The organism is Pseudarthrobacter sp. 1G09, from assembly GCF_050038305.1.
In the GTDB taxonomy this organism is placed as follows: domain Bacteria; phylum Actinomycetota; class Actinomycetes; order Actinomycetales; family Micrococcaceae; genus Arthrobacter; species Arthrobacter equi.
In genome coordinates this window covers 656,046-681,822 of sequence record NZ_CP188306.1, presented here as the reverse complement: position 1 = coordinate 681,822, position 25,777 = coordinate 656,046, and the positions used below count along the sequence as shown (strand labels likewise).

23 protein-coding genes are annotated in these 25,777 nt (G+C 66.5%); 7 read left to right on the top strand and 16 right to left on the bottom strand.

Features of this window, described 5'->3' with window-relative positions; genetic code table 11:
- Positions 1–22: 22 nt before the first annotated feature.
- Positions 23–280, bottom strand: a complete 258-nt coding sequence (locus ACP3TD_RS03205) for a hypothetical protein (RefSeq protein WP_426765363.1) — start codon at positions 278–280, stop codon at positions 23–25.
- Between the two features lie 568 nt (positions 281–848).
- Here ACP3TD_RS03205 and ACP3TD_RS03200 point away from each other — a divergent pair.
- Positions 849–2,426, top strand: coding sequence for an MFS transporter (locus tag ACP3TD_RS03200; protein ID WP_426765361.1), 1,578 nt, complete (start codon positions 849–851; stop codon positions 2,424–2,426).
- 119 nt (positions 2,427–2,545) lie between these two features.
- Complete coding sequence (locus ACP3TD_RS03195; RefSeq protein WP_426765359.1) at positions 2,546–3,637, top strand: FUSC family protein; 1,092 nt, start codon at positions 2,546–2,548, stop codon at positions 3,635–3,637.
- Here the strand turns inward: ACP3TD_RS03195 and ACP3TD_RS03190 are convergent.
- Genes ACP3TD_RS03190 through ACP3TD_RS03170 form a run of 5 tightly spaced genes read right to left on the bottom strand, consistent with a single transcriptional unit; the run spans position 3,587 to position 9,853 of the window.
- Complete coding sequence (locus tag ACP3TD_RS03190) at positions 3,587–4,378, bottom strand: SDR family NAD(P)-dependent oxidoreductase (RefSeq protein WP_426765357.1); 792 nt, start codon at positions 4,376–4,378, stop codon at positions 3,587–3,589. The two genes, ACP3TD_RS03195 and ACP3TD_RS03190, sit on opposite strands and share 51 nt — an antisense overlap.
- A gap of 9 nt (positions 4,379–4,387) precedes the next feature.
- Positions 4,388–6,277 carry an IucA/IucC family protein gene (locus ACP3TD_RS03185; RefSeq protein WP_426765355.1) on the bottom strand — a complete coding sequence of 630 codons (1,890 nt, stop codon included), beginning with the start codon at positions 6,275–6,277 and terminating at the stop codon, positions 4,388–4,390.
- Positions 6,274–6,864 carry a GNAT family N-acetyltransferase gene (locus tag ACP3TD_RS03180; protein ID WP_426765354.1) on the bottom strand — a complete coding sequence of 197 codons (591 nt, stop codon included), beginning with the start codon at positions 6,862–6,864 and terminating at the stop codon, positions 6,274–6,276. Before ACP3TD_RS03180 ends, ACP3TD_RS03185 begins: the two co-directional genes overlap by 4 nt.
- A complete protein-coding gene (locus ACP3TD_RS03175) occupies positions 6,861–8,234 on the bottom strand; it encodes a lysine N(6)-hydroxylase/L-ornithine N(5)-oxygenase family protein (protein WP_426765352.1) in 1,374 nt (457 codons plus the stop codon). The genes ACP3TD_RS03180 and ACP3TD_RS03175 overlap by 4 nt, the downstream gene beginning before the upstream one ends.
- On the bottom strand, positions 8,231–9,853 hold the full coding sequence (locus ACP3TD_RS03170; protein ID WP_426765350.1) for a pyridoxal phosphate-dependent decarboxylase family protein: 1,623 nt from the start codon (positions 9,851–9,853) through the stop codon (positions 8,231–8,233). The genes ACP3TD_RS03175 and ACP3TD_RS03170 overlap by 4 nt, the downstream gene beginning before the upstream one ends.
- 321 nt (positions 9,854–10,174) lie before the next feature.
- Between ACP3TD_RS03170 and ACP3TD_RS03165 the strand changes: the two genes are divergently transcribed.
- The gene (locus ACP3TD_RS03165; protein ID WP_426765348.1) at positions 10,175–10,489 is read left to right on the top strand and encodes a hypothetical protein; all 315 of its coding nucleotides are present in this window, start codon (positions 10,175–10,177) and stop codon (positions 10,487–10,489) included.
- Between the two features lie 122 nt (positions 10,490–10,611).
- On the opposite strand, the gene ACP3TD_RS03160 is transcribed toward ACP3TD_RS03165, so the two are convergent.
- The 7 genes from ACP3TD_RS03160 to ACP3TD_RS03130 form a co-directional block, all read right to left on the bottom strand.
- Positions 10,612–10,941: a GNAT family N-acetyltransferase gene (locus tag ACP3TD_RS03160; RefSeq protein ID WP_015935736.1), complete on the bottom strand. Its 330-nt coding sequence runs from the start codon at positions 10,939–10,941 to the stop codon at positions 10,612–10,614.
- A 15-nt stretch (positions 10,942–10,956) separates the two neighbouring features.
- Entirely contained in the window at positions 10,957–12,321 is a 1,365-nt protein-coding gene (locus tag ACP3TD_RS03155) for an acyltransferase family protein (RefSeq protein WP_426765346.1), read from the bottom strand.
- A gap of 122 nt (positions 12,322–12,443) precedes the next feature.
- A complete protein-coding gene (locus ACP3TD_RS03150; RefSeq protein ID WP_426765344.1) occupies positions 12,444–12,848 on the bottom strand; it encodes a DUF1304 domain-containing protein in 405 nt (134 codons plus the stop codon).
- Between the two features lie 46 nt (positions 12,849–12,894).
- On the bottom strand, positions 12,895–13,770 hold the full coding sequence (locus ACP3TD_RS03145) for a class II fructose-bisphosphate aldolase (protein ID WP_426765342.1): 876 nt from the start codon (positions 13,768–13,770) through the stop codon (positions 12,895–12,897).
- On the bottom strand, positions 13,770–15,188 hold the full coding sequence (locus ACP3TD_RS03140; protein WP_426765340.1) for a GntP family transporter: 1,419 nt from the start codon (positions 15,186–15,188) through the stop codon (positions 13,770–13,772). Before ACP3TD_RS03140 ends, ACP3TD_RS03145 begins: the two co-directional genes overlap by 1 nt.
- Before the next feature lie 141 nt (positions 15,189–15,329).
- Positions 15,330–16,229, bottom strand: coding sequence for an NAD(P)-dependent oxidoreductase (locus ACP3TD_RS03135; protein WP_426765338.1), 900 nt, complete (start codon positions 16,227–16,229; stop codon positions 15,330–15,332).
- 63 nt (positions 16,230–16,292) lie between these two features.
- Complete coding sequence (locus ACP3TD_RS03130) at positions 16,293–17,795, bottom strand: four-carbon acid sugar kinase family protein (RefSeq protein ID WP_426765337.1); 1,503 nt, start codon at positions 17,793–17,795, stop codon at positions 16,293–16,295.
- Between the two features lie 173 nt (positions 17,796–17,968).
- On the opposite strand from ACP3TD_RS03130, the gene ACP3TD_RS03125 reads away from it, so the two are divergent.
- Positions 17,969–18,673, top strand: a complete 705-nt coding sequence (locus ACP3TD_RS03125) for a FadR/GntR family transcriptional regulator (protein WP_426765336.1) — start codon at positions 17,969–17,971, stop codon at positions 18,671–18,673.
- A gap of 9 nt (positions 18,674–18,682) precedes the next feature.
- On the opposite strand, the gene ACP3TD_RS03120 is transcribed toward ACP3TD_RS03125, so the two are convergent.
- Genes ACP3TD_RS03120 through ACP3TD_RS03110 form a run of 3 tightly spaced genes read right to left on the bottom strand, consistent with a single transcriptional unit; the run spans position 18,683 to position 22,160 of the window.
- The gene (locus tag ACP3TD_RS03120; RefSeq protein ID WP_426765335.1) at positions 18,683–19,696 is read right to left on the bottom strand and encodes a LacI family DNA-binding transcriptional regulator; all 1,014 of its coding nucleotides are present in this window, start codon (positions 19,694–19,696) and stop codon (positions 18,683–18,685) included.
- Positions 19,697–19,713: 17 nt separating this feature from the next.
- On the bottom strand, positions 19,714–21,291 hold the full coding sequence (locus ACP3TD_RS03115) for a family 43 glycosylhydrolase (RefSeq protein WP_426765334.1): 1,578 nt from the start codon (positions 21,289–21,291) through the stop codon (positions 19,714–19,716).
- On the bottom strand, positions 21,288–22,160 hold the full coding sequence (locus ACP3TD_RS03110; RefSeq protein WP_426765333.1) for a PmoA family protein: 873 nt from the start codon (positions 22,158–22,160) through the stop codon (positions 21,288–21,290). The genes ACP3TD_RS03115 and ACP3TD_RS03110 overlap by 4 nt, the downstream gene beginning before the upstream one ends.
- 308 nt (positions 22,161–22,468) lie before the next feature.
- Here ACP3TD_RS03110 and ACP3TD_RS03105 point away from each other — a divergent pair, with 308 nt between their 5' ends.
- From ACP3TD_RS03105 to ACP3TD_RS03095, 3 genes are read left to right on the top strand one after another with little or no spacing between them, the layout of a single operon-like run.
- Positions 22,469–23,773 carry an ABC transporter substrate-binding protein gene (locus tag ACP3TD_RS03105; protein ID WP_426765332.1) on the top strand — a complete coding sequence of 435 codons (1,305 nt, stop codon included), beginning with the start codon at positions 22,469–22,471 and terminating at the stop codon, positions 23,771–23,773.
- A gap of 30 nt (positions 23,774–23,803) precedes the next feature.
- A complete protein-coding gene (locus ACP3TD_RS03100; RefSeq protein WP_426765331.1) occupies positions 23,804–24,757 on the top strand; it encodes a carbohydrate ABC transporter permease in 954 nt (317 codons plus the stop codon).
- 10 nt (positions 24,758–24,767) lie between these two features.
- Complete coding sequence (locus tag ACP3TD_RS03095) at positions 24,768–25,688, top strand: carbohydrate ABC transporter permease (protein ID WP_426765330.1); 921 nt, start codon at positions 24,768–24,770, stop codon at positions 25,686–25,688.
- Positions 25,689–25,777: the final 89 nt, after the last annotated feature.

Sequence of the window (25,777 nt, the reverse complement as noted above, 5' to 3'; positions counted from 1 at the left end):
CGGTAGCTCCCGTGGTTCGCAGCTAGGACGAGTGCGGCATCTGCGGCTTCCCGGTCCGGTGCACAGCGGCCACGGAGGCTTCGTGGCCCATCCGCCCGTGGCCGGATCCCCGGTCCTTCGGGTGGCGGCGCTTGCCGTTGCCGTCCGGCCAGGAGTTTTGCTGCGGCATGGCGCCAGCAGCGGTGGTGGCCGCTGCGGGCATGTCCGGAGTGTCCATTGCAGCCGCCAGATGGTCCGCCATCTCCGGATTGAGACGGGATTTGCGGTTTTCGTCAGCCATTTTTCTTCCTTTCCACGGTGAAATGAAGTCCTGTGAAGAGGCACCTGGGCCTCCGTGATAGTCGGGAATGCCGGCACATTCGTGAGGTCGGCGCTGTGAGGCACAGCAGCGCCGGCGTGACTGGTTCGGTGTCGGGCAGCGGGGACTTCCCGGCCGCACGCGTCCGCCTATTCGAAGAGCAGTGTGTCCATTGATCAACCATAGGCACCGGTCCGGCGCCTGTGAACCCCCCGGGCGCCGCCTGCGGTCGGCAAAATCGCCACCGGAAACCTCCGCCGCAGCAGTGTCCGCCCTCACATCCGGCGCCGGATTACGGCCGAAACGGTGCTCCAACGAACGGTTGCGGAAAAAGATTCAGTGACGGTGGACACAATCAGCATGCTTCCCAGTATTCATAAGGGAAAACCAGGGAAATCAGCCCGTAAAAGTTGGTCTGAAACGTACCCAAAGGGGTAGACAGTACGGCATCAAACGGGCGAACGCTACAAAATCGGCGTAAAATTGAAGGCCTGCCCGGAGCGGGGCAGCAAGTAGTCGCAAGCAAATGACCTCCACAGGAGCTGACCAAATGCCCACAGACCAAAGCAACACCGACTCTTCAGCAGGCGCCAGGAACGCCCGCGGAACAGACCCAGCAGCAATGAAAACCGCCAAGAAGCCCAAGCTCCTTCCGCGGCGCCGGCTGAAGGAATCCGACGTCAACGTGGTTGACCAGCCGATGCTTAAGAAGGCCCTCGGCGGCACCATCGTCGGCAACACCATGGAATGGTATGACGTAGGTGTCTTCGGCTACCTCATCACCACCATGGGCCCGGTCTTCCTGCCGGAATCCGATCCCACTACGCGCAACCTGTTCCTGTTGGGCACGTTCGCTGCAACCTTCATTGCCCGCCCGCTTGGCGGCGTGGTGTTCGGCTGGTTGGGCGACAAGGTTGGCCGGCAAAAGATCCTTGCCACCACGCTGATGATCATGGCCGCCAGCACGTTCGCTGTCGGCCTGTTGCCGGGCTACGCGCAAATCGGATTGTGGGCGGCCGCACTGCTGGTGCTGCTCAAGGTGATCCAGGGCTTCTCCACCGGTGGCGAGTACGCCGGTGCTACCACGTTCGTCAGCGAGTACGCCGCCGACAAGCGCCGCGGCTTCTTCGCGAGCTTCCTTGATCTGGGCAGCTACATGGGCTTTGCCATGGGCGCCGCCCTGGTTTCGGTCCTGCAGCTGACCCTGGGCCAGGACACCATGGAGCAGTGGGGCTGGCGCATCCCGTTCCTCTTGGCAGGTCCGCTGGGCCTCATCGCGGTGTACTTCCGGAGCAAGATCGAGGAATCCCCGCAGTTCCAGGCCACCCTGGACGCCCAGGAAGAGAACGCCAAGAACGCCACCGAGGGCGACACCTCCGCCGCCAAGGGCCCGGTGGGAATCGTCAAGGCCTACTGGCGGCCCATCGTGGTTGCCATGGTGGTGGTGGCTGCAGCCAACACCGCCGGCTACGCTCTGACGTCCTACATGCCCACATACCTCACCACGTCCAAGGGCTACGACGAAGTACACGGCACGCTGCTGACCATCCCGGTTCTGGTAATCATGAGCCTCTGCATTCCGCTGACCGGTAAGTTGTCGGACCGCATCGGCCGCCGTCCCGTGCTGTGGGTTGGCGCGGTGAGCACCATTGTCCTGGCCACCCCGGCCTTCCTGCTGATCGGCATTGGCGAAGTGTGGTCCACCCTTGCCGGGCTGGCCCTGGTGGCCTTCCCCGTCACGTTCTACGTGGCCAACCTGGCGTCCTCCCTGCCGGCCCAGTTCCCCACGTCCAGCCGGTACGGTGCCATGGGCATTGCCTACAACTTCGCCGTGGCTATCTTCGGCGGCACCACCCCATTCATTGTGGAACTGCTGATCAAGTCAACCGGCAACGACATGATGCCCGCCTACTACCTGATGGCCACCTCCCTGGTGGGCGCCGTGGCCATCTACTTCCTGAAGGAATCGGCCAACCGTCCGCTTCCGGGATCCATGCCCAGCGTGGACACGGAGGCGGAGGCCCGCGAGCTGGTCAAGACCCAGGACGAGAACCCGCTGATCAACGTTGACGAGCTGCCGTTCGACACTCATCCGCAGGACGGCGGCAAGGCCCCGGTCAACGCCTAACCGGCCAACTGTTCCGCTCCGTTACATGGACCGCCGCACCCATACCGGGTGCGGCGGTCCGAGCGTTTAAGGTTGAGTCGTCCGCAAAGCGGCCGGAAGCAAGGAGGAGGTGGCACGGCATGGAACGCGTCCTGCACCACGTGCGCGCCCTCCACCGGCTGGAGCCCGCCAACGCGGACCAGCTCGCCGCGCTGCGGGTTGCCCTCAGCGTGGCCGTCCCGTCCCTGCTCCTGCTTGCCGCGGGCCGGGCGGACCTCATTATCTACGCCGTCTTCGGTGCCCTGACCGGAATGTACGGCCGGTCCGAACCTCACCAGCTGCGGATCCTCCACCAGTCCCAGGCAGCCCTGGTGCTCCTGGGCGGCGTCTCGGTGGGCGTGTTCCTGTCCGTCAACCACATCCATTCGTGGGCGCTGGTGGCCATCGAGGCTGCGCTGGCGGGACTGGGCTCGATCTACTCCGACCGCGTGCGGCTCAAGCCCAACGGCCCGTTCTTCGGCATCCTGGCCCTGGGCGCCTGCGCGTCGGTGCCCATGGCTGTCCCCTGGTACACCGCAGTGCTGATCGCGGCGGGTTCAGCGGCGTTCGCCGCCGTGGTTGGCTTCGCCGGGTGGGTCCGCCGGCGCCGGTGGCAGCGGGGGGCCGTCCGCATCCCCGCCGCGTCGCAGCCGCTGGACCACCGCGCCATGCTGATCCACGCCGCCCGCTACGTGCTGGCCGTCGGTGCCGCCGGAACCATCGGCGTCCTCACCGGCAGCGGGCACCCGCACTGGGCCATGGCTGCCGCGGCTGTTCCGCTGGCCGGCGCGGACCTCCCCAGCAGCGTCCGCCGCGGTATCCACCGCATCGTGGGGACGTTCGTGGGGCTGGCCGTGACCGCCGTCGTGATCCTCCCCGCCCCCTGGACCCTGCCCGGACTGTTCCCCGGGCAGCAGGCAGTGGTTCTGGCGCTGCTGGTGGTCCTGTTCCAGTTCACCACCGAGCTGTTCATGACGCGGCACTACGGCCTGGCCATGGTGTCCTTCACTCCGGTCATCCTGTTGATGACCCAGCTCGCGGCACCCGCGGACCCCGGCGTCCTGATCCTGGAGCGCGCCATCGAGACCCTGGTGGGCGCGCTGATGGGCATCGCCGTTGTGGTGGCCGTCCGCCGGCGGGGTTCACGCTCCCCCGCCCTCCTCCTGGGGCTTGCGCGGCGGCCCCGCCATTAGCCTGGGCGGAGCGATCCGGGCCAGGGCTGCCACCACCTTGTAGCGCTTGGACGGGATGGAGACGGCTTTGCCCCTGGCGTTGTCCGCGAGCCCCTCCCGAACCACCCGCTCGGCCGCCAGCCAGGTCCACTTCGGTGCCACGGACTTGTCCATCCCCATCCGGTCGTGGAACTCGGTGTGCGTGAAGCCCGGGCACACCGCCGTCACTTTGATGCCGCGGGTCCGGTAGGCCAGGTTCGCCCAGCGGCTAAAGCTCAGCAGCCATGCCTTGGCCGCCGAATAAGTTCCGCGCGGGAGGAAGGCGGCGATGCTGGCCACGTTGATGATCCGGCCTTCGCCACGGTCCAGCATGCCCTTGAGCGCCGCGTGCGAAAGAACCAAGGCGGTTTCAGCGTGCAGCTTCAGGTGCCTCTTCTCCTCCTCCACGGGGTTGTCCTCGAAATTGTGCAGCAGCCCGATGCCCGCGTTGTTGACCAGGATGCCCACGGGGCGCTCCGGATCGGACAGGCGTTCGACGACGGCGGCCACGTCGGCGTCGTCCGTCAGGTCGGCGGGGAGAACCTCAGCGGTGGTTCCGTAGCGCCGTTCCAGCTCCGCGGCGGCCTCCTCGAGGCGGCTCCTGTTGCGGGCCACCAGCACCAGGTGGCAGCCCTCGGCGGCGAGTTGGCGGGCAAACTCGGCGCCCAGGCCTGCGCTGGCGCCGGTCACCAGGGCAGTTGTCCGTGAAGGGGTCTGTGTCATTCAGCCAGCCTAGCCACCGCTGCCCCTGCTTGGCTCTGTTTTTCCCCCGGCTTCGCCTGTGGGTTCACCTGCGAAGCGTGCCAGCGGATTGGCCAGGCGGCCGGCCATCTGCAGGCCTCCTGACGGATCCGTAAGGTCCAGCATCTGCTGGTTGTTCCGCAGCTGCAGCCGGTTCAGGCAGGACAGCTCAAAGTCCGCAGCGAACAGATCGTGCCGGGCGAACTGTCCGGCCAGCCCGGGGTGCTGTGCCTGGTAGTCCCGGACGGCGGCGGCGGCGGTACGCCAGAAGGCTTCCTGCGGAAGCGTCCCGTCGTCGAGCAGTGCAGCGAGGAAGCGGAAGATGCAGTCGAAAATGTCGGTGAAGATGGCCAGCACTTTCTCGCCGTCGGGGATGTCCGCCCGGATCCGGGCAACCTCCTCGGGGAGGTCCAGCCGGTCCCCCATCACCACGATCTCTTCGGCGATGTCCTTCATGATGGCACGCACTGGAACACCCTCCTCGAGCACCAGGATGACGTTTTCGCCGTGGGGCATGAAGGCGAGCTCGTAGTTGTAGAGGCAGTGCACCAACGGCACCAGGTACGCCTCGAAGTAGCGGCGCAGCCAGTCCTCCGGGGCCAGGCCGGAGCGCTCGATCAGGGCTGAAACCATGGGCTTTCCGGCGGAATCCACGTGCAGCAGCGCGGCCATGGTGGTCAGTTGCTGCCCGTCCTCAAGGAGCGGCAGCGGACTTTCCCGCCACAGTGCGGACAGCATTTTCCGGTACGGCGACCCGCTGGCTGACGCGGCCTCGTAGGTCCTGTTGTGGTAGCCGATGGCCGCGATTTCGCCGATCATGGTGAACCCGCGCTGTTGCAGTGCGGCGTCGGCGGTGATCAGCTTCCGCAGCCAGTCGTTGATGGCCGGCGTGGCCTTCATGTACTGGGGTGAGAGGCCGCGCATGAACCCCATGTTCAGCACGGACATGGCGGTCTTCACGTAGTTCCGCGAGGGCTGGCTGGTGTTGAAGAACGTCCTGATGGACTGCTGTGCCTGGTAGGAATCGGTTCCGGTTCCCAGGTAGACGATGCGCTGCCGGGCGATTTCAGCCGCGAAGGTGACCGTGAGCTTGTTCTCCCATTGCCAGGGGTGGACCGGCATGAAGAAGTACTGGTCCGGGTCCAGGCCCTGCAGCAGCAGTTCGCTGGTGAAGCTGCCGGCCAGGGGGCCCAGTTCGGCGTCGAGGTGTGCCGCGTAGTCCAGCCCGCTGCTGGTGCTGACCACTGCGTGGCTGCGGTGCACGGCGATCCATTCCAGCAGCACGGGCGCCCCGGTTTCCGGCGCGAAGGCCAGGTAATCGCTGACGCCGAACCCCAGCCGGCCGTTGTTGGCCACGAAGCACGGGTGTCCTTCGGTCATGCTCCGCTCGATCGCCTGGAAGTCGGCGGCGATGTCCTGCCCGCCCGTCACCCCGGCGGCCAGTTCCCCGGCGGAGGGCTGGCCGGCCCATTGCTTGTAGGCATGGCTGGCCAGGGTGCTGCTGACCTCTTCCAGGTAGACCGGGAGCATCTGGAGGTTGATGCCGAGGGTCTTGTGGAACACGGTGATGAACTCCAGCACGTCCAGCGGCGCTTCGGTGCCGTCCTGGAGGTGCCGGATGGAGTCCGCGCTGATGGACCAGTGCTCCAGCTCCAGGATCCTGGCGGTGAACCGGTACTCGTGGGAGCCGTCGGCACTGGCCAGGCGGTAGGTGTTGGCCTCCGGAGCGCCAGGCACGGGCTCTGGTGTGAGGATCCGTTCGTGCGAGAACTCGGCGATCGCCTTGCGGAGCAGGTGCCGGTTGGCGGCATCCCACCGGCCACCTTCGAGGTGTGGCGCTGCTGCTGCGGCGGTGGCGGTGGAATCAAGCTGGACGGTCATAGTGCTGCGGCTCCCTGCAGGTCTTCTGTCTGGGTGGTGGCGGTGGTTTTCAGCTGGAGTAGGTTTTCACGGGCAGCGAGGTAGCCGGCCCGGGTGCAGAAGCTGAGCAGCGCATCCTTGTCCGGCAGCCCCACCACGCCCGCGGGCAGGAACCCGAACCGTCCGTTAAGGGCATGGATTTTGGTGTTGCGGGCGTCGGGTTCCACCACGATGCGCTCCACCTCCGGCCTGCCGAACAGCCGGGCCAGGACGGTGTCCATGACGGCGGTGGTGAAGCCCGGCTCCGGGTCGCCCGACGGCGGCGCCACCAGCAGGTGCATCCCCGCGTCGCCGGGAAGGACGGGGTAGGCGGCGGCCAGCGGCGAGGACGCCGGAAGGTACTCCTCCATCAGGAAGGCGGGGACGCCGCCGTCGAGCCCCAGGAGGGCGTGGTGGTGGCCGCTGGCCTGGATCTTCGCGTATTCGTCAACGACATCGGCCTCGGTGGCGGACTGCATTCCCCAGAACGAGGCGTACGGCTGGGTTACCCAGCTGTGCAGGAGCGGTGCGTCCGCCACGGGGTCCACGCAGCGGAACGTAAACCTCATGCCGGCACCTCCACGGGCACGTTCCCCGCTGCGGGTGCCGGATGTTTTCCGGACTGCGCAGGCGCCCCGAACTGCTGGAAGGCGATGCTGCGTTCCACCGGGTATATCTCGCGGCCGGTCATTTCCCGGAGGATGCAGGAGTTGCGGTAGGCACCCATGCCCAGGTCCGGGGTGACGAACCCGTGGGTGTGCAGTTCGGCGTTCTGGACGAAGATCTCGCCCGGTTCAACGCCGGTGCTGTAGTTCCGGTCCACGGCGAAGCGGCCGGAACCATCCCGGGCAATCCGGTCCTGTACCCCGGTGAGGAACGCGGGTTCACGGTAGCCGTACCCGGTGGCCAGCACCACGGCCTCGCTGTCCAGGGTGTAGGAGGTGCCCTGTTCGCCATGCTCCAGGTGCAGCCGGTGAGTTACACCGGCCGCGTCCCATTCGGCGGCTGTCAGCGTGGAGTGGGTGAGCAGCTGGGTGTCCACCATGCCGGACAGGCTCCTGGTGTAGAGGAGGTCGTAGATGGCATCGATCAGGTCCGAGTTGATGCCCTTGTAGAGGTTCTTCTGGGTCTTGTTAAGGTGGTCTCGCTGCTCCGGCGGGAGGCCATGGAAGTAGTCCACGTATTCCGGCGAGGTCATCTCCAGGGTCAGCTTGGTGTACTCCAGCGGGAAGAACCTGCCCGAGCGGGTCACCCAGTTCAGCTGGTATCCGTAGGCGTCCGCTTCCTGCAGCAGCTCGTAATAGATCTCCGCCGCGCTTTGGCCGCTCCCCAGGATGGTGATGCTGCGCTGCCGCTGCAGTTCGGCTTTCCGGGCCAGGTACTCGGCGTTGTGGAAGGCCACTCCCCCGCCTCCGGCAGCCGCGGCGGCAAGGATCCCCTCGGCCGCAGCCGGCACGTACGCGGAGGTGCCGGTGCCCAGCACCAGCCGCCGCGCGTAAAGCACCTCCGGCCCGTCCGGACCTGACACGGAGAGCCGGTACACGCCGTCGTCGTATGCCACCTCCTGCACGGCCGTGCCGAAACGCACTGAAGGCAGCTGCCCGGCCACCCACTGGCAGTACTGGTTGAACTCGGCGCGCAGCGGGTAAAAGTTTTCCCGGATGTAGAAGCGGTAGAGCCGGCCTGTCTGCTTCAGGAAGTTCAGGAATGAGTAGGGCGAAGTGGGGTCCGCCATGGTCACCAGGTCAGCCATGAAGGGAACCTGCAGGTGCGCGGGTTCCAGCATCATGCCGGGGTGCCAGTCGAAGGAATCGCGCTGTTCGAGGAAGATGCCGTTGAGGCCCTCCACGGGTTCTGTGAGGGCGGCCAGGCCCAGGTTGAAGGGCCCGACGCCGATCGCAGCGAAGTCGAAGATGGCGCCGTTGGCGGAGGTGCTCATGCGGTGGTTTCCTTCTGCAGGAGTCCGGCGCCGGTGCTGCGCAGGAGGGTGATGATCTCCGTGATGTCTTCGAGGGTGGCCTCGGCGTTGAGGAGCGTGAACTTGAGGTAGTGGCGTCCGCCCACCTTGGTGCCGGCCACCACGGCTTTGCCGGAAGCGAAGACGGCCGCCCGGATGGCAGGGTTGAGGGCATCGGCGTCCTCATCGGAGAGGCGTGCGCCGGATTCCAGCACAGGGCGGTAGCGGAACACGAGGGTGCTCAGCTGCGGTGCAGCGGCAAGCTCGAAATCGTGGTCGGCCTCGAGGGCCGAACCCACGCGGGCGGCGAGGTCGATGGCCTCGTCGAAGAGCGCGCCAATGGCGTCCGCCCCCATGATGCGCAGGGTGAGCCAGAGCTTCAGGGCGTCGAAGCGGCGGGTGGTCTGGATGCTCTTGTCCACCTGGTTGGGGATGTCCGCCAGGGCTGCGCTCTCCGGGTTCAGGTAATCGGCGTAGTACGTGATGTGGCGCAGCATCGCCGCTTCCCGGACCAGCAGGGCGCTGGAGCTGACAGGCTGGAAGAAGGTCTTGTGGAAGTCGACGGTGACTGAGTCCGCGAGTCCTGTGCCGTCCAGCAGGTGCCGGTACCGGCCGGAGACCATCAGGCCGCCGCCGTAGGCGGCGTCGATATGGAACCAGGCACCGTAGGCACGGGCCAGGGCGGCGAGCTCTGCGAGCGGGTCCACCGCGCCGAAGTCCGTTGTCCCGGCGGTGGCCACTACAGCCATGGCGGTCAGGCCGGCGTCGTGCGCTTCCGCCATGGCCGAGGCAAGTGCCGCCGGGTCCATCCGGTGGTCCGCGGAGCACGGGATGGTGATGACGGCATCAAACCCGAGGCCCAGCATGGACGCTGACTTCTGGACGCTGAAGTGGCTGTCCTCGGAGGTGAAGATGCGCAGGGTATCCAGCAGTGCCGGGAGCCGGAGGGATGCCCGGGCAGGGTCCTGGCGGAGGCCGGCCACAGCGTGGTTCCGTGCGATGAGCAGGGCCTGGAGGTTGGACTGGCTGCCGCCGGACGTGAAGATGCCGTCAGCCGCGGCGCCCAGGTGCAGCCGTCCGGCGGCCCAGTCGATGAGGCGCCGTTCGATCATGGTGGCGCCGGCGCTCTGGTCCCAGGTGTCCAGCGAGGAGTTCACGGCGGACAGGATGGCCTCACCCACCAGCGCCGGGATCACCACGGGGCAGTTGAGGTGGGCGGCGTACTTGGGGTCGTGGAAGTAGACGGCGTCGCGCAGGTAGACGTCCTCGAGTTCCTGCAGGGCCGCGGCGGTGTCCGGCAGAGGGGTGTCCAGGTCCACGGCGCCGACGCGGTCCCGCATTTCGGCGGGCACGACGCCGGTGAACGGCCGGGTGGTCCGCTCCAGCTTGGTTGCCACGGTGGTGACGCCCTGCAGCACCTGCGCAACGTACCGGGGTGAGTTCCGGGCATTGAATAGGTGGTTGGTTGCCCCGAGGGCCAGTTCCACGCGCGAGCCGAAATCCTGCCCCTGCGGAACTGTGTTGTCCAGGTCCTGGCGGGTCACGTCGGGGCGCGTGGAGTGGTCCACTTGCGTCTCATCGAGTCGGGGCATCAGCGGCACGGGTCTTCCTTCGGTCAGCAATTTGGAGGCGTTGCGTAGGTAAGCCTTACTTAGGATGCCCTTTTAATCAAACTTTTGTGCCCTATTTCTCTTTCGCCCCGGAATGGCGGGGTTTATATGATGTGCAGAAGGTCATTGACTGGCGCGAAGCGGGCCTGTGGTGCACAATTCACGCCCCACCCATGGCGCGCGGGCGGGAATGTCCGGCTTGTCACACCGTTAGTAAGCATGCTTTGCTTGTGGGGATACATGACCTCCGCAAGCAGTTCGCGGCGGGGCTGGACGAACAGCCTCGTGAAGAAGCCCAAGGATGAACATCGCATGACCACCGCAACGGAACACCGCCTTACCGCGTCCGGGGAACGCACAGAGTCAGCGGGCCGCACAACCCAGCCCCTGGACCTGGGGCTCCTGGTCACCCTCAATTCGCGCATGCACTGCCGCACGCCGATGCAGCGGATTGATCCGCAGGACCTGCCCGTCGGGCAGCCTGTTTACGTCGATGGAACCGGTGTGCTGCCCGCCGGGCCGGCCACAGCGGCCGGAACGGTGGTCACCTACCGCTGCGCCTGCGGCTTCACCCTCGACGATCCCGCCTTCAGCGCCACAGTCAGCGACCAGGCCCTGGCCAGCTGACGCAGGAATGACCGCAGTCCCGCCATGTAGCGGGACCGGCTCCCATCAGCTAAATCGCCAGGGCGAATCCGGGCCGCTCCCGCTGACGGGGCGCCCGTGGCGGCAGCTGAAGCACTGCCGCGCTATCCCTCCGGCCAGTCGACGAACTGCTCGTACCCTTCGTGCTTGCGGAGGTAGCTGGAGATGAAGGGGCAATGCGGGATGACCCGCTTGCCGGTAGCCACAACGTCGTCCAGGGCGAAATGCGCCAGCACCTTGCCCAGGCCCCGGCCTTCGAAGTCCTGGCCCGTCTCGGTGTGGGTGAAGTCGATGTGGCCCGGCAGGTCCCGGAAGAAGGACTGCACGGCGAGCCTGCCGCCCACCAGCAGTTCATACCGGTGCTCCGCGTCGTTGCGCCGCAGCGTGACATCGGGGGCGAACCTATCCTCGGTGGACAACGTGTTCTCGGTCATGGTTCGACACTGGCACTACTTCACTCCGCTGGCAATGCCCTTCCGCCCCCTCCTGCGCCAGGCACGCCCGCGCGTACCAGCGGCGGCCGTTTTTCGCCCAGGGACAGGACTCCGCCAGGGCACCGCACCGAGGATCAGTTGGATGAGGGCAAAGAAGGCAGCCCCGGTTCCCAGCAGGGCGAGGGTGAGGCCACCCAGCGCTGCGTCCGCCACCGGAAGGAAGACCACCACGACGGCGGCGCCCACCGCGGCGGGCTTGGCGCCGGAGCCCGGAGTCGCCGTCGGGGCGTCCTCGATGCGCCCGAAGGCGGCGATGACGGGCAGCAGCAGGAGCAGCAGTACCGGCAGGACCACGGCGCGCGCCCACCACCATTCGGGCGTTCCCGACTCCGGTTTCGGGACAGGCGCAAGCAGCAGCAGGCCGGACATGGCCGCCAGCAGGGGCAGGTGCCAAAGGTACACCGTGAGGGACCGGGCACCCGCGATCTGCAGCACCCGGCTGAGCCACGGCCACGTCGCCACCCCTGCCAGGACCGGCCGCGCGGCCTCCATCAGGGCCGCCTGGGACACGCCCAGCAGCAGGAGGGCCAGGTTGGGTGGGTTGAGGTTCACCAGCATGTTCCCGGTGTAAAGCCCCAGGCCCGTCACAGCGCCCAGGAGGACATTCGCTGCCAGGGCCACCGCTGCCAGTCCGGAGCGTGAGAGCACGGCCAGTTTGCCGTCGGCGATGAGGAAGCCCATCTGCTGGACGGCGCACCACAGGAACAGCAGGTTGATGTTGGCCAGGAGTGGCAGGGTGCCGCGGAGGCAATCGACGGCCACCACCAGCGCAGTGAGCAGGAGGAAGGTCCGCCAGGGGGCACGGGCGTGGAATGCCGCAAGCAGGGGAATGTTCAGCTGCGCGGCGAGGTAGGCGGCCAGGAACCACAGGGGCATTCCTGCCCCGGCAGCCATCAGCTCGATAACCTGGGGATGCACCCCGAGCAACTGCGCCGCGCCGAGCCCCAGGAACATTGTGGCCAGCAGGGCCGTGGCGGGCCTGACCAGCCGCAGCAGGCGTGCCCGGATGAACAGGGCAGCTGTGCCGCCGTTTGCCGAAAGCCGCCGCCAGGACTCCAGGCCTGTCATCCCGCCGGTAACGAAGAACAGCGGCATGACCATGAAGATCCAGATAACAGGTTCGAACCAGCGCTGCTCAGCCAGGGTGTTCTGCGTGGTCACCGTCCCGTCGGCGTGCAGCACGGGGCTGACCATCATGCAATGGCCCACCACCACCAGGGCCAGGCAGGCGAACCGGACAAGGTCGATCACCGGATCACGGCCCGCCGTGCGCGCCGTCCCCGCCCGGAGGCTTCCGCTCAGGCCGCCGGCGGTACCCACCGTGCACCCCGGAGCGTCCCGGCCCTGTTCACAGCACTATTGTGCGCCTGCCGTCCGGGGTGGCGAAGGATTGAGCGCCCGCGGCAGGAGTCAAGCGCCGCGCAGTTGGAGTGACCGCGCAGCTAGAGAGCCACAGCCAGTACGCCGAGTACGACGGCGAGCAGCGGCGTGGCGCCCTGGGTTGCGGCCGCTCGGAGGTACTTGCGCCCGGACAGGGCCAGGACCAGCGCCGCCAGCAGCATGGAGCCGCAGCCGGCGAAGATGAGGGTCCAGCCGGCCACGTCCTGCGCCGAGCCGTCCGCGCCGACAGCCACCAGGCCTATGCCAATGAGGGCTCCAACGGCCAGGAACAGGTTATAGAAGCCCTGGTTGTACGCCAGTGACTTGGTGATCTCCGCGTTTTCCTGGGACTCGATGCTGAAACGCTTCCACGTTGCCGGTTTGGTCCAGGTCACGGACTCCATCGTGAAGATGAAGACGTGCAGGGCGGCAGCAAGGAACGCGAAAAGGAGGGAGGCCAGGATCATGGCTCGATCCTAGCCTCCCTCCCCGGAGTTTCTTCGCGCCCGGGACTTATCGGGTCAGCGTGGCCAGCGTGGCGTCGGCAAACTCTCCGGCGGACCGGTTCCAGTGGCCCAGGAGCGCCTGCAGGTTTTCACCGTCGGCGCGGTGGACGGGGAGCTGCTCCTGCAGGGTTGCAAGCACCCCGGTGCGCAGCTCGGTGTTGAAGTTGACCTTGCCCACGTTCATGGCCGCGGCCTTCACCAGCTCTTCGGCCGGAATACCGGACGCGCCGTGCAGGACCAGCGGAAGGTGGGTCCGCACGGCGATGTCCTGCAGCACGTCCCAGCGCAGCTGCGGCTCGCCCTTGTACTTGCCATGGACGTTGCCCACGGCAACGGCAAGGAGCTGGGCGCCGGTACGGGCCACGAAGTCCTCCACTTGGGCGGAGTCGGTCAGCCCTGCCACGGCAACGCCGGACTGGTCTGCAGGCCCGTCGGCCGAGAACGCGCGGTCCTCGTCGCCGGCCAGGCCGCCGAGCTCGGCTTCCAGCACCACATCGGGGTGCCCGTTGGCTGCCAGCAGTTCGCGGGCGGCCACCACCAGGGCGATGTTTTCCTCATAAGGCAGGGAGGAACCGTCGGCGAGGACCGAATCCGCCCCCGCCGCGACGGCGTCGGCCATTACCGCGAGGTCCGTGGCGTGGTCGAGCTGCACCGCGACCGGGACGGTGGCCGCGTCCGCCAGGCCCCGAAGGGCCGTGACCAGGCGGAGCCCGTTGGGGGTGGCGGCCGTCTTGGGAGCCACCAGCAGGATGACGGCGCGTCCGGATTCCTCGGCTGCGCCCACCACGGCCATTGCGGTGGTGAAGTCGTAGCACGTGAAGGCGGGAACAGCGGAGCCCTGCTGCAGCGCGGAGGTGACCAGGTGGTCGAGTCGGGTGCGCATCAGACGCCCAGGCCTCCCACCAGGATCCAGACCACGAAGGTCAGGGCGAAGCCGGCCAGGCCCAGGACCGTGGTGAGCACGGTCCAAGTGCGCAGGCCGTCGGCCACCGAGAGCCCCAGATAACGGGTCACGATCCAGAATCCGGAGTCGTTGACGTGGCTCAAGCCGAAGGCACCGAAGCCGATGGCGACGAGAATCAGCGCCGTCTGGATGGGCGAGAAGCCGCCGTCAGCCACCGAGGCGGCGAGCAGGCCTGCGGTGGTGATGATCGCCACCGTGGCGGAACCCTGCGATGCGCGCAGGATGGCGGCGAGGATGAAGGCCATCACGATGACGGGCAGGCCTGCGGTCTGCAGCCCCTCGGCGAGTGCCTTGCCGATGCCGGAGACGGTGAGGACCTTGCCGAAGACACCGCCGGCGCCGGTTACCAGGATGACGATGGCCGTGGGGGCAAGTGCCGAGTCCATGACTTCACCGGTGTGCTGCGAGGACCAGCCGCGGCGGATGCCCAGGAAATAGTAGGCAAGGCCGAGGGCGGTCAGAAGGGCGATCAACGGTGCGCCGATGAAGGCGGCAAGCTGGGCGGGGAAGGAATCCTTGGGCAGGACAACAGCGCCCACAGTGCCCACCATAATCATGAAGATGGGCAGGACGATGAGCGTGATGATCATGGCCGGACTGGGTGCGGTCTTGACTTGGTTCTTGACGGCAACCTGGGACGTACCCTGGGCAGCTTCCTGCTCCACCTGCGAGTTGCCGGTGCCAAAGAGGCGGAACTGTTCGGCCGTTGCCGGCAGCATGGAGAACTCGCGGCGGTTGAGCTTGCGGGCAACGAAGTAGCCGAGGACACCCACCGGGATGCACAGCACCAGGCCAAGGATGGTGGCCCAGCCGATGTCGGCGCCGAGGATCCCGGCGCCGCCCACCACGCCAGGGTGCGGCGGAACAACGACGTGGATGGCCAGCATGATGGCGCCCACGGGCAGGCCGATCTTGACCGGGTTGACGCCTGCGGCCTTGGCGAAGCCGTAAATGATGGGGATCAGAATGATGAATCCGACGTCGAAGAAGACGGGGATGGCCAGCAGGAATGCGGCAGCGGTCAGGGCTGCAATCACCCGGCGGGGGCCAAGTATTTGGGTGAACTTGCCCGCCAGCGACTGCGCGCCGCCGGAAATTTCGATCATCTTTCCCAGCATTGCGCCGAGGCCGACGAGGATGGCCACTGAACCAAGCGTCCCGCCCATTCCTTCCGTCACGGTCTTGATGACGTCCGGCAGCGGGATGCCTGCCACCAGTGCAACGCCGACGCTGACCACGAGCAGGGCGAGGAAGGCGGGGATTTTAAACTTGATGACGGCCACAAGCAGCAGGGCGACGCCTGCCGCTGCTATGGCCAGGAGAGCTAGTGCGCTCATCGTGTGTCTCCTTTGACATCGCCAGATAAGACTAGCGAGCTGGTTTCTTCGGGGAAATGCTGTGTTACACGGGGGTACGACGGCGGCGGAGGGGGGACCGCCGCCGCCGTACGTTTCGGGGAGGGTGCTGCGGGTTGGTACTTAGTTGGTGCGCTTGGCGGGGGCTACCACCTTGATGACTGCGGAGTCATCGGCGGCGGCGAGGCCCTGGGCCTGGCCCAGCAGGTAGAGCTGCTCCGCTGCGGCGGCAACCGGGGCTGCCAGGCCGGCGGCGCGGGTGGCCTTGCCCACGATGCCCATGTCCTTGACGAAGATGTCCAGGCGGGAGAGGACCTCGGCGCCTTCCTCGTTGTAGGCCTCAAGGATGCGCGGGCCGCGGTTGGAGAGCATGAAGGAACCTGCCGCGCCGGCTTCGAGGGCGGCGAGGGTCTTCGCCTGGTCCAGGCCGAGCGCGTCCGCCAGGGCCAGGGCCTCGGCGGCGGCCGCGATGTGGACGCCGCAGAGGAGCTGGTTGACGGTCTTCAACGCCTGGCCGTCGCCGGGCTTGTCGCCCACCACGGTGAGGGTGGAGGCCAGCAGTTCCAGCGCGGGAGCCGCCTTTTGGCGGGCTTCGGCGGAAGCGCCGACGACGATCAGCAGGTCGCCTTCCCCGGCGCGCTTGGGTCCGCCGGAGAGCGGCGCGTCAACGAGCTCGACGCCGTAGGCAGCCAGCTTCTCGACGGTGGCCGGAATGGCTTCGGTACCAACGGTGCTGCCGAGGATGACGACGGCGCCGGGCTCCAGGACGGAGGCCACGCCGTTCCCGCCGAAGAGGACGTCGTTGAGCTGTTCGCCGTTGCGGACGGCGAGGAGCACCGCGTCGGCGCCCTTGGCTGCCTCGCGGGCCGTGCCGAACGTGGCGATGCCGGCTTCTTCAGCGAGCTTCAGGCGCGGTTCGGCGATGTCGAAGCCGTGCACGGTCAGCTGCGAGGCGAGGCGGGTGGCCATGGGCAGGCCCATGGCGCCAAGGCCCAGGACAGTGACGGTGTAGTTGCTGGTCATGATGTTCTCCGTTGAATTGAATAGGGGCCACGCTCGCCGGGTTCCCTGGCCGAGCTTGCGAGGTTAGGGGGCGAGTGGGGATGTGTAGCTGAGCTTGCGGGTGACCTGGGCCAGGGAGTCGTCGTCGCCCACGTTGCCGGCGAAAACGATGTACGGGATGCCCTTGGCGGGACCGTCCACCGGTTCCCAGAGGGAGACGATGCCCGGCAGCATGGGGCCGCGGACAATGGCATGGCGGATTTCCAGCCCGTGGGCCGCCACGTCCGAGGACGTGATGCCGCCCTTGGCGATGACGAACCGCGGCGGGAAGGTCTTCAGGGTGCGGTTGACCACGGCCACGACGGTGGCGGACACAGTCCTTGCGATCCGCAGGCTTTCGGCGGGGTCGTCGGTCTTGATCAGGAGCCGGCTGGTGTGCACGATGACGTCGCCGCCGCGGAGGGCCTCGACCACGGCGTCCACGGTCCGGTCCAGGTGGGCCGCTGCGACTGCTTCGGCGGCGAGAAGCTTCTCGACGTCGATCTCGATGATGCTTGCGGAGCTGTGTTCGGCCGTGAGGACGTTCAGTTGGCGGGTGGTGACGCCCACGTGCGAACCCACCACGATCAGGCCGCCGGCGGTGGACGGCGTGTTGCCTTCGTAGGCTTCCTCGGCAGTCAGGGCCGTGCGGACTTCCTGGCCGATGCGTCCGCGGACGAACGGCGGGCCGACGCGGTAGAGGAGTTTCTTGCCGCGGCGCTCGGCTTCTTCGAGGCCGAGCGCCAGTGCGCGGAAATCGTTCTCGGTAACAATGTCCGCCACGATCGGGGTGGAGTTGGCGGCTCCCTCGATGGCGTCGGCGATGGCTTTGGCGGAGATGGCGGGGTCCTGGGCGGCGGAGCCGGCGCGGATGGTGTCCAGGTCCAGGACGATGACGGAGTCGGCGGTGAACCGGCCCTTGGACTTTTCCTCCACATATTCCGCCATGACGGACGTGCTGAAGCCGAAGCTGGCATCCTTGGCGAACTCGGTCTCGGAGACCGGGACCAGGGTGCCGGCGGTTTCACCCGTGCCGCGCATGTAGTGGACACCGCCGATGGTGAGGCGGCCGGCGTCGGGGAAAGCGGGGACCAGCACGACGCCGTCGGTGCCTTCACCGCTTACCTCGCTGACCGTGGCGGCGATGACGTCGGGCTCCAGCGGGTAGTGGCCGCGGAGGGTGGAGTCGCTGCGGCTGACGAATGCGAGCCGCAGGCCTGAATCCGTGCTGGAACCGGCGGCGGTGAGGGCGTTGCGGACCACTTCCTCGTTACGGGCGGCGGCTTCGGCCGGGTCCAGGCTGCGGGTGTTGGTCAAAACGTAGACCGCCGGCTTGGACTGGCTGAAGGCCCAGGCGAAATCCTCAACGTCCCACTGGGTGAGCACAGGCAGGTCTGCCACGGACTGCGTTCCGGTGGGGTCGTCGTCGAGCACTACCAGGACGCGGGGAGTCTCCGCGTTGGAAGCGGCCAGGGTGCTGGCCACGAGAGCTGCGGGAATGGGAAAGTCCGCGGGATAGGCGGCCAGGACGTCTGCTTCAAGCGTCACAGTGCACTCCGTTGTGTTGCGATCCGGGGGCCGGATCAAGGTGTAATTGAATCTGTAAGATGTCTGACATCTTGCATTTGAATGCTAGTGTGGCACACGACATAAAAGACGCGCAAGTAGACTTGTCAGACTTATCCGCCGGGTAGACGCCCACGGCAGGAATCAGGGGAACCATGGCAAGGAAGTCGTTGGTTGGCGTTGTGGCCGACGAACTGCTGGACCGCATCATCGACGGCGAATTTCCGCCGGGATCAACAGTCCCCGGCGAGCACGAACTCAGCGCCCGGCATGAGGTCAGCCGGATGACCGTCCGCGAAGCCATGAAGACGCTACAGGCGCAGCAGATCCTCAGCGTTGAGCGTGGCCGGGGCACCTTCGTGAACCCGCTGAACCGGTGGACCTCACTTGAGGCCGTGCTCCGCGCGGCGTCGGAGGGCAAGAACGAAGCCGAGACTTCCGTGCAGCTCATCGAACTCCGCCGCATGCTGGAAACCGGGGCCTGCGAGCTGGCTGCGGGCCGGATCTCCGAGGCGGATACCGAATCCCTGTTCGCCTACATTGCGGCGATGAAAGCCGCCCACGCCATCAACGATGTCACGTCCTTCGTCGAAGCCGACCTCGCCTTCCACGACGTGATCCTGCGCGCTTCCGGCAACGTGTTCGTCTCGGTGCTCTTTGAGCCGCTGCACCGTGTCCTGGAAAAGCGCCGGGCCGAAACATCTGCCGTTCCCGCCATCCAGGAGCACGCCATCGGCCACCACCAGAACATCGCAGAGGCCCTGCAGTCAGGGGACGCCACCCGCTCCCGGCTGGCCATGGATGCCCACATGCAGCAGACCCTGGACGACCTGAAGAACCTGGTGCTCCCCGCCAAGTAGCGGCGGGAACTAGCTTGCCAGCGGAGCCGTAGTTCCGCGGACCACCAGTTCGGTGGCCACTTCCAAAGCTGCGGGCACCGCGCCCTGGCCCTCCTGCTGCTCGATGAGCATGCCCACGGCCATGGTGGCCAGCTGGGCCAACGGCTGCCGGACGGTGGTGAGCGGCGGCGAAGTCAGCGCGGCCTGGGCGATGTCATCAAACCCCACAATGCTGAGGTCCCCGGGTACCTGCAGCGAGCGCTGTGCCGCCGCATTCATCACACCCAGGGCCTGCAGGTCACTGCCGGTGAAGATGGCTGTGGGCCGCTCGGGCAGGTCCAGGAGGTCGGCACCGAGGCGCATGCCGGACTCGATGCTGAAGTCCCCGTCCCGGACAAGCTCCGGCAGGACCGGCAGGCCCGCCTCGTGCAGGGCGGCCGCGTATGCCGCGTACCGCGCCCGGCCGTGCCCGGGGCTGTGCTTGCGTCCGGTAATGATTCCGATCCGGCGGTGCCCCTGGGACAGGAGATGCCCCACGGCGGCGAGCGCCCCGGAGAACGACGCCGGGCTGACGCTGGGGATATCCAGGCCTTCGGTCCCCTCGGGGTCGATGGCGACGGCCGGGATCTTCAGCGACCGCACCAGGGTGACCAGGCGTGAGCCGCTGCGCGGCGCCAGCAGCATGACCCCGTCCAGGCGGTTCGCCGAGGGTTCACGCAGCTTCCGCCAGCGGTCTGCACTCACATGTTCGGCCCGGACATACGCCACCGCATATCCCAGCCGGTCCGCTGCGGCCTCCACGCCTTCCATGGTGGCAAGGACCCAAGGCGAATCGAAGTTGTTGACCACCAGCTGCAGCATCCCGGGCTGGGCCGCGGGGGCGTTCCGCTTGGAATAGTCCAGCTCATCCAGGGCCTGCTGTACTTTGGCGCGGGTGGCGTCCGAAACATGGGTGCGGCCGTTAAGGACCTTCGAGACGGTGGGTACGGATACCCCTGCGGCGGCCGCAACGTCTGCGATCTTGGGACGCGGGGTGGCGGTCAACGGGGCAGTCCTTGGGGTCATGTGGTTGCGGCGGCGAGCTGCGGGGCAGTAGCCCGGCGAACGGGCGCCGTGTCCACGCGCACGGGTCCCACGATAACACTGCCGCCTTCCTGCGATCCCAGCGGCGACGTGGCAAAAATCCCCAGTTCCGCGCCGATCCACTTCCCCTGCACGATGCCGAAGTTCCAGCCCTGGACCTCCCACGGCTCCCCGGGGCCAAGGCGCCAGGCAAAGGTGGACCGGGGCGTCCCGTCAGTGCGGATCTGCAGCTCCACCCGGGAAGCCGGAAGGGAAATGCTGCGGCTGGGCGCCTGCTCCGACGGGCCCTCTCCCCCGGTTCCGCTTCCCAGGACGAATCCGTTGGCGGTCCGGACGATGCCGAGCCAGGCGTATTCCTGCCCCAGCACCACCACGCCGGCCCGGGTGCCCACCGGGACATCCTGCAGTTCCAGCGAGGTGGTGAAGGTGGAGGGTGTGCCGGGAAGGATCTGCGCCAGGACATTGGGCAACTCGCGGAGGTTGACGGGATCGTTGGCCTGCGGCCGCAGGATGAGTCGGCCGCCACCGGGCTGGAAGGACCAGGAGTGCCGGGGGTTGGCTTGCCAGTGCCACTGCGGGCCGAGCCACGGTGAGGCGAAGTCGTCGCTGGCCGGCGGCGCCACATCCTGCGGCGAAGTACCCCGTGGGTAGGCGTGGCTGGCCACGGGGGTTCCCGGGCCGCCGTCGGACGCCTTCTCCCCCATCCAGGGCCAGCCGTCTTCATCCCAGCCCATGGGCTGGAGGTGGACCACTCGTCCGTAGGGACCGCGGTCCTGGAAGTGCAGGAACCAGTCCTCCCCCCGAGGGGATGTCACCCAGGCGCCCTGGTGCGGCCCGTTCACCGGACTGTTCCCCTGCTCGAGGACCCGGCGCTCCTCATAGGGACCGAACGGCGACCTCGAACGGAAGACCGACTGCCAGCCGGTAGCAACGCCGCCGGCAGGCGCGAAGATCCAGTACCAGCCATCCCGCTTGTAGAACTTGGGCCCCTCCAGCGTGGTGTAGCCGGGCAGGTCGTCTCCGTCGATGACGGTGGTTCCTTGGTCCAGCAACTTTCCGGCGTCGGGGCTCATGCGGTGCACCGTGAGGCGGTTCTTGATCCCGATCCGGCTTTTCGCCCACCCATGCACCAGGTACGCCTGGCCGTCGTCATCCCACAGCGGGCAGGGATCGATGAGCCCGCGGCCTGCATACAGGAGGTGCGGCGCGGTCCAGGGGCCTTCAGCCTTTTCGGCGCTCAGCACGAAGATGCCGTGGTCCGGATCCGGGTAGAAGATCCAGAACCGTCCGTCGTGGTACCGCAGCGCCGGCGCCCAGACCCCGCCACCGTGGCGGACCAGGGAGAAGTGGCTGCCCTGCGGCAGCTGCAGCAGGGCGTGGCCGGCATGCTCCCAGTCCACGAGGTTCCGGGACTTGAGGATGGGCAACCCGGGAACGCGGTTGAAGCTGGACGCAACCATGTAATAGGTGCCGCGGACCTGGACGGCATCGGGGTCCGGCCAGTCGGCGTTGAGGATGGGATTGGCGTACACGGGGACGGCGTTGCGCGAAGTCATGATGTCCTGTCGGGATGGCTGGGCGTGCGTACGGCGGGATGGTGTTCAAGCAGGTGGAGCATCTGGTCCGGTGATGCCACGGCACCGTCGTGGATGACGGCGTGCAGCGACTGGACCAGCGGGCGGGCGGCGACGGCCACAGCTTTTTCGGACCAGGCCACGGCCGGGCCCACGCCCAGGTAGCCCTCGGAGCGGATGAACCAGGGGCGGGCGGGAGCGTCCTGGGCAAGCACCACCGTGACGGCCGCGCCGCCGGTGACGGTGCTGATGGCAAGCCAGGGTGAGCGGGATCCGTGCGCCGGATCCGCGCCCGCACCGGCAGCGGAGAAGACCCGGGTTCCGGAGCAGTCGGCGGGGAAGCGCCAGAAGATGCCGCCGTATCCGGCGCCGCTGCGGCCTTTGACGGCCGACGACGACACCTCCAGGGCGGGGACGCCTCCGGCCGGAACCATCACCGATGTCAGGGACAGGCTCCAGGTTCCGGGGGCGGGGTGAGCGAAGACCTCCACCGAGCGGCGTTCCGTTGCAAGGAGGGTTCCGTGCCTGGAAGTCCACAGCACGGTGCCGATGGAACGGCCTTCCTCTTCGGTCCATCCGTCCAAGGCCTGGTTGCCGTGGTTGGGCAGGATTACGGGTCCGCGGTCCTGCGTATAGGTGGACCCGCCCCAGAAGTTGGTGCCGTTCAGGTCCGAAAAGGCTACGGACAATCCCAGGTGGTGGATGTGGTCAGCCGGCGCCGCGTCCGTCAGCACGGTTCCGGACAGGGAGCGCACCGGGTGGAAGTACGGCCTCGGTGCACTGGCCGGCGCAACGCCTGAGCCTGGAACCAGGGTCATGAGCCGGGCGGACTCAAGGGCGGGGATGGGCAACGGCGCCTCCTTGCGGTGGGAAATGCATCGCATCCGTGGCGATGGAGAACAGCATAGGCATACAGAAAGAAATCGGCAATAGTTCCAGAAACTTTCTGCTTTCGGATCTGTATCGGTTTTAGAAAAAGTGTTGACAGTCCCAACTCCCACTTGCTAGAAATCGTTTACTCACTTCTTTCGCATCTTGGCCTCGGGCTTGCTATTAGCTCGTTGGCAGCAAAGGTCGTTGGCAGAGGCAGCAGAAAGTTTCTGAAAAATTCAGCAGGCTAACGCTCCTACCGGGGGCAGCCACAGAGAGGCGTCATTCAATGAAGAAGACAGCAACCACCGGGTTCTCCCGCAGGCTCTTCCTGGGAGCGGCAGTCACCGCTGCGGGCCTGGGACTGAGCGGCTGCGCCGGGGGTGGTTCCCCGGCAGCAGGCGGCAACGTTGAACTCAACTTCGTCTACTGGGGAGATGCCAACCGGGCAAAAATGACGGATGCGGCCATCAAGATCTTCGAGGAGAAGAACCCCGGCATCACCATCAAGAGCGAGTACCAGGACAGCGGACCCTACGCAGACAAGCTGGCCACCCGGTTCGCCGGTGGCAACCCGCCCGACGTCCTGAACATGGCCAACCGCAGCCTCCTCGAATACGCGCAGCGGGGCACCCTGGCGGACCTGAAGGAACTTCCGGAGCTCAACCTGGACAAGATCCCTGAGACAGTCCTGAGCCGCGGCGAGGTGGACGGCAAGCTGTACGGGCTTGCCACCGGCGTAACCACCATCGGCATGGTGGTGAACAAGGCCATCACGGACCAGGCCGGCGTCACCATTCCCGATGACAAGACCTGGAGCTGGGAGGACTATGCGAAGTTCGCCGCCGAGGTGACCCAAAAGACCGGCGGAAAGGTGTACGGCGCGGGCTACGACGTGTCCACGGAGACCGGCCCCATCCTCTTTGCCCGCCAGCGCGGCGAGGACTTCTATACCAAGGACAACAAGCTCGGCGTCAGTGAGGACACCATCCGTGAGTGGTTCCAGTACAGCGTGGACCTGCGCAACTCAAACGGTTACCCGCCCGCCGGCTTCTTTGAGCAGATCGGCGGTTCAGCCGCGCAGTCCTACCTGGCCAAGGGCACCGTGGCCTCGCAGATCATCCCCATCAACAACTACAAGGCATACAACGAAGCCGCGGGGGGCAACGTTGTCCTGCTGAGGATGCCGGGCGAGACAACGGAGAAGCGGCGCGGTTACTCCGCTGACCCCAGCATGCTTTGGTCCATCGCGGCCAAGTCCAAGCACCCCAAGGAAGCGGCAAAGTTCGTGGACTTCCTGATCAACGACGCCGACGGGGCCGCAGAGACGCTCACCCAGCGCGGTGTGCCGATCAACCCCGACGTCGCCGACGCCATCAAATCGAAGCTCGGGGCGGACGACACCAAGTTCGTTCAGCTGGTGGCCGACCTGCAGAAGGACGACCTTCCGCCCGCCTATGTCTACCCCAAGGGTGCCAGCGTGGTGGCGGACACCCTCAAGCAGCTTGCCACCGAAGTGGAATTCGGCCGCGTGACACCCGCTGACGCCGCCAAGACCTTCCTGGAGAAGAGCAATGCAGCCATTAACAAGTAAGGCTTTTCGAGTGCAGAGAGGAACTGACGCATGTCAGTACTGACCAAGCAGGCCCCCGGCGCGGCGGCATCGCTGGCGGCCGGGCCCCCGGGCCGCCGGAAGCAAGGCACGCCGCGGCGCAGGAACCAGCGGTCCGGGTACCTCTTTCTGCTGCCCTGGTTCCTGGGCATGCTTTTCACCATCATCCCGTTCTTCGCCTCGCTGTACCTGGCGTTCACGGACTACAACCTCTTTACCGAACCCAACTTCGTGGGGCTGGCCAACTTCCAGGCAATGACCGAGGACCCCCGGCTGTGGCAGTCGCTGAAGGTCACCTTTATCTACACGTTCGTTTCGGTACCCATTTCGCTGGCCGTCGCGCTGCTGATCGCCCTGGTGCTCAACAGGGGGCTGCGCGGCCTGGCCATCTACCGGTCCGTGTACTACCTGCCGTCCCTGCTGGGCGGCAGCGTGGCCATCGTCATGCTGTGGCGCTACATCTTCGGCAACGAAGGGATCGTCAACGGCTTGCTGGGGGTGTTCGGCATCGCCGGCCCCGCGTGGGTCACTGACCCGAACTTCTCCCTGAGCACTCTCATTGTCCTCAACGTCTGGACCTTTGGCTCCCCCATGGTGATCTTCCTGGCCGGGCTGCGGCAGGTCCCCACCATGTACTACGAGGCCGCTTCCATTGACGGCGCGTCCCGGTGGCGGCAGTTCCGCAACATCACCATTCCGCTGATCAGCCCCATCATCTTCTTCAACCTCATCATGCAGCTCATCGGGTCCTTCCAGACCTTCACCCAGGGCTACGTCATGAGCGGCGGCACCGGCGGCCCGGCTGACTCGACGCTGTTCTACAACCTCTACCTGTACCAAAAGGGCTTCACCGAATTCGAGATGGGGTACGCCTCGGCGATGGCCTGGCTGCTGCTGATGATCATTGCGATCTTCACTGCCATCAACTTCATCGCATCCAAGTTCTGGGTCTTCTACGACAATTAAGGCAACCCCCATGGCACTCCTCGAATCTCCTCCCACAACAGCCACCAAACCCGGGAAGCCGGCCAAGCAACGCAAGCAGGCGGATCCGGAAGACGCCCTCACCGGCACGCCGGGGACCCGCTTCTCCCGGCACCTGATCCTCTGCCTGGTGGGCCTTGTCATGCTGTACCCGTTGCTGTGGCTGGTCTCCAGCTCCTTCAAGCCCAGCAACGACATCTTCCGGCAGCTGGGGCTCTGGCCGGAGAATTGGGATTTTAGCAACTACGCCGAGGGCTGGACCGCGCTCAACCAGCCCTTCCACGTCTATCTGATCAACTCGATGATCGTGGTGGTCTTCTCCATCATCGGCAACATCTTCTCCTGTGCCCTGGCGGCTTACGCCTTTGCCCGGATGGAGTTCACTGGTCGCAAGCTGTTCTTCGCCCTGATGCTGGGCACGCTGATGCTCCCGGGGCACGTGCTCCTGGTGCCGCAGTACATCATCTTCTCCCAGCTCGGCTGGCTGGACACCTACCTGCCGCTGATCGTGCCCAACTTCATGGCCACCAATGCGTTCTTCATTTTCCTCATGGTGCAGTTCATGAAGGCGCTGCCCAAAGAACTGGACGACGCCGCGCAGATCGATGGCTGCGGACCGTTCCGCACGTTCCTTCGGGTCATCCTGCCGCTCTGCGTTCCCGCCATGGCCACCACCGCCATCTTCACGTTCATTTCAACGTGGAACGAGTTCTTCGGCCCCCTGCTCTATATCCAGAACCAGGACCTCTACACCGTCCCGCTGGCGCTCCGGGCCTTCATGGACTCCGAGGGCCAAAGCATGTGGGGACCCATGTTCGCCATGTCTGTGGTTTCCATCGCACCCATCATCGGCTTCTTCATTGCCGGCCAGAAGTACCTGATCAACGGCATCGCCACCACAGGCCTGAAGTAGCCCACGTCTCTCCACGCATCACCCACTCACCAACACACAATGCACGGTGCCCGGGCTGGAGGCTGCCCGGGCGCCGGAACAAAGGAGTT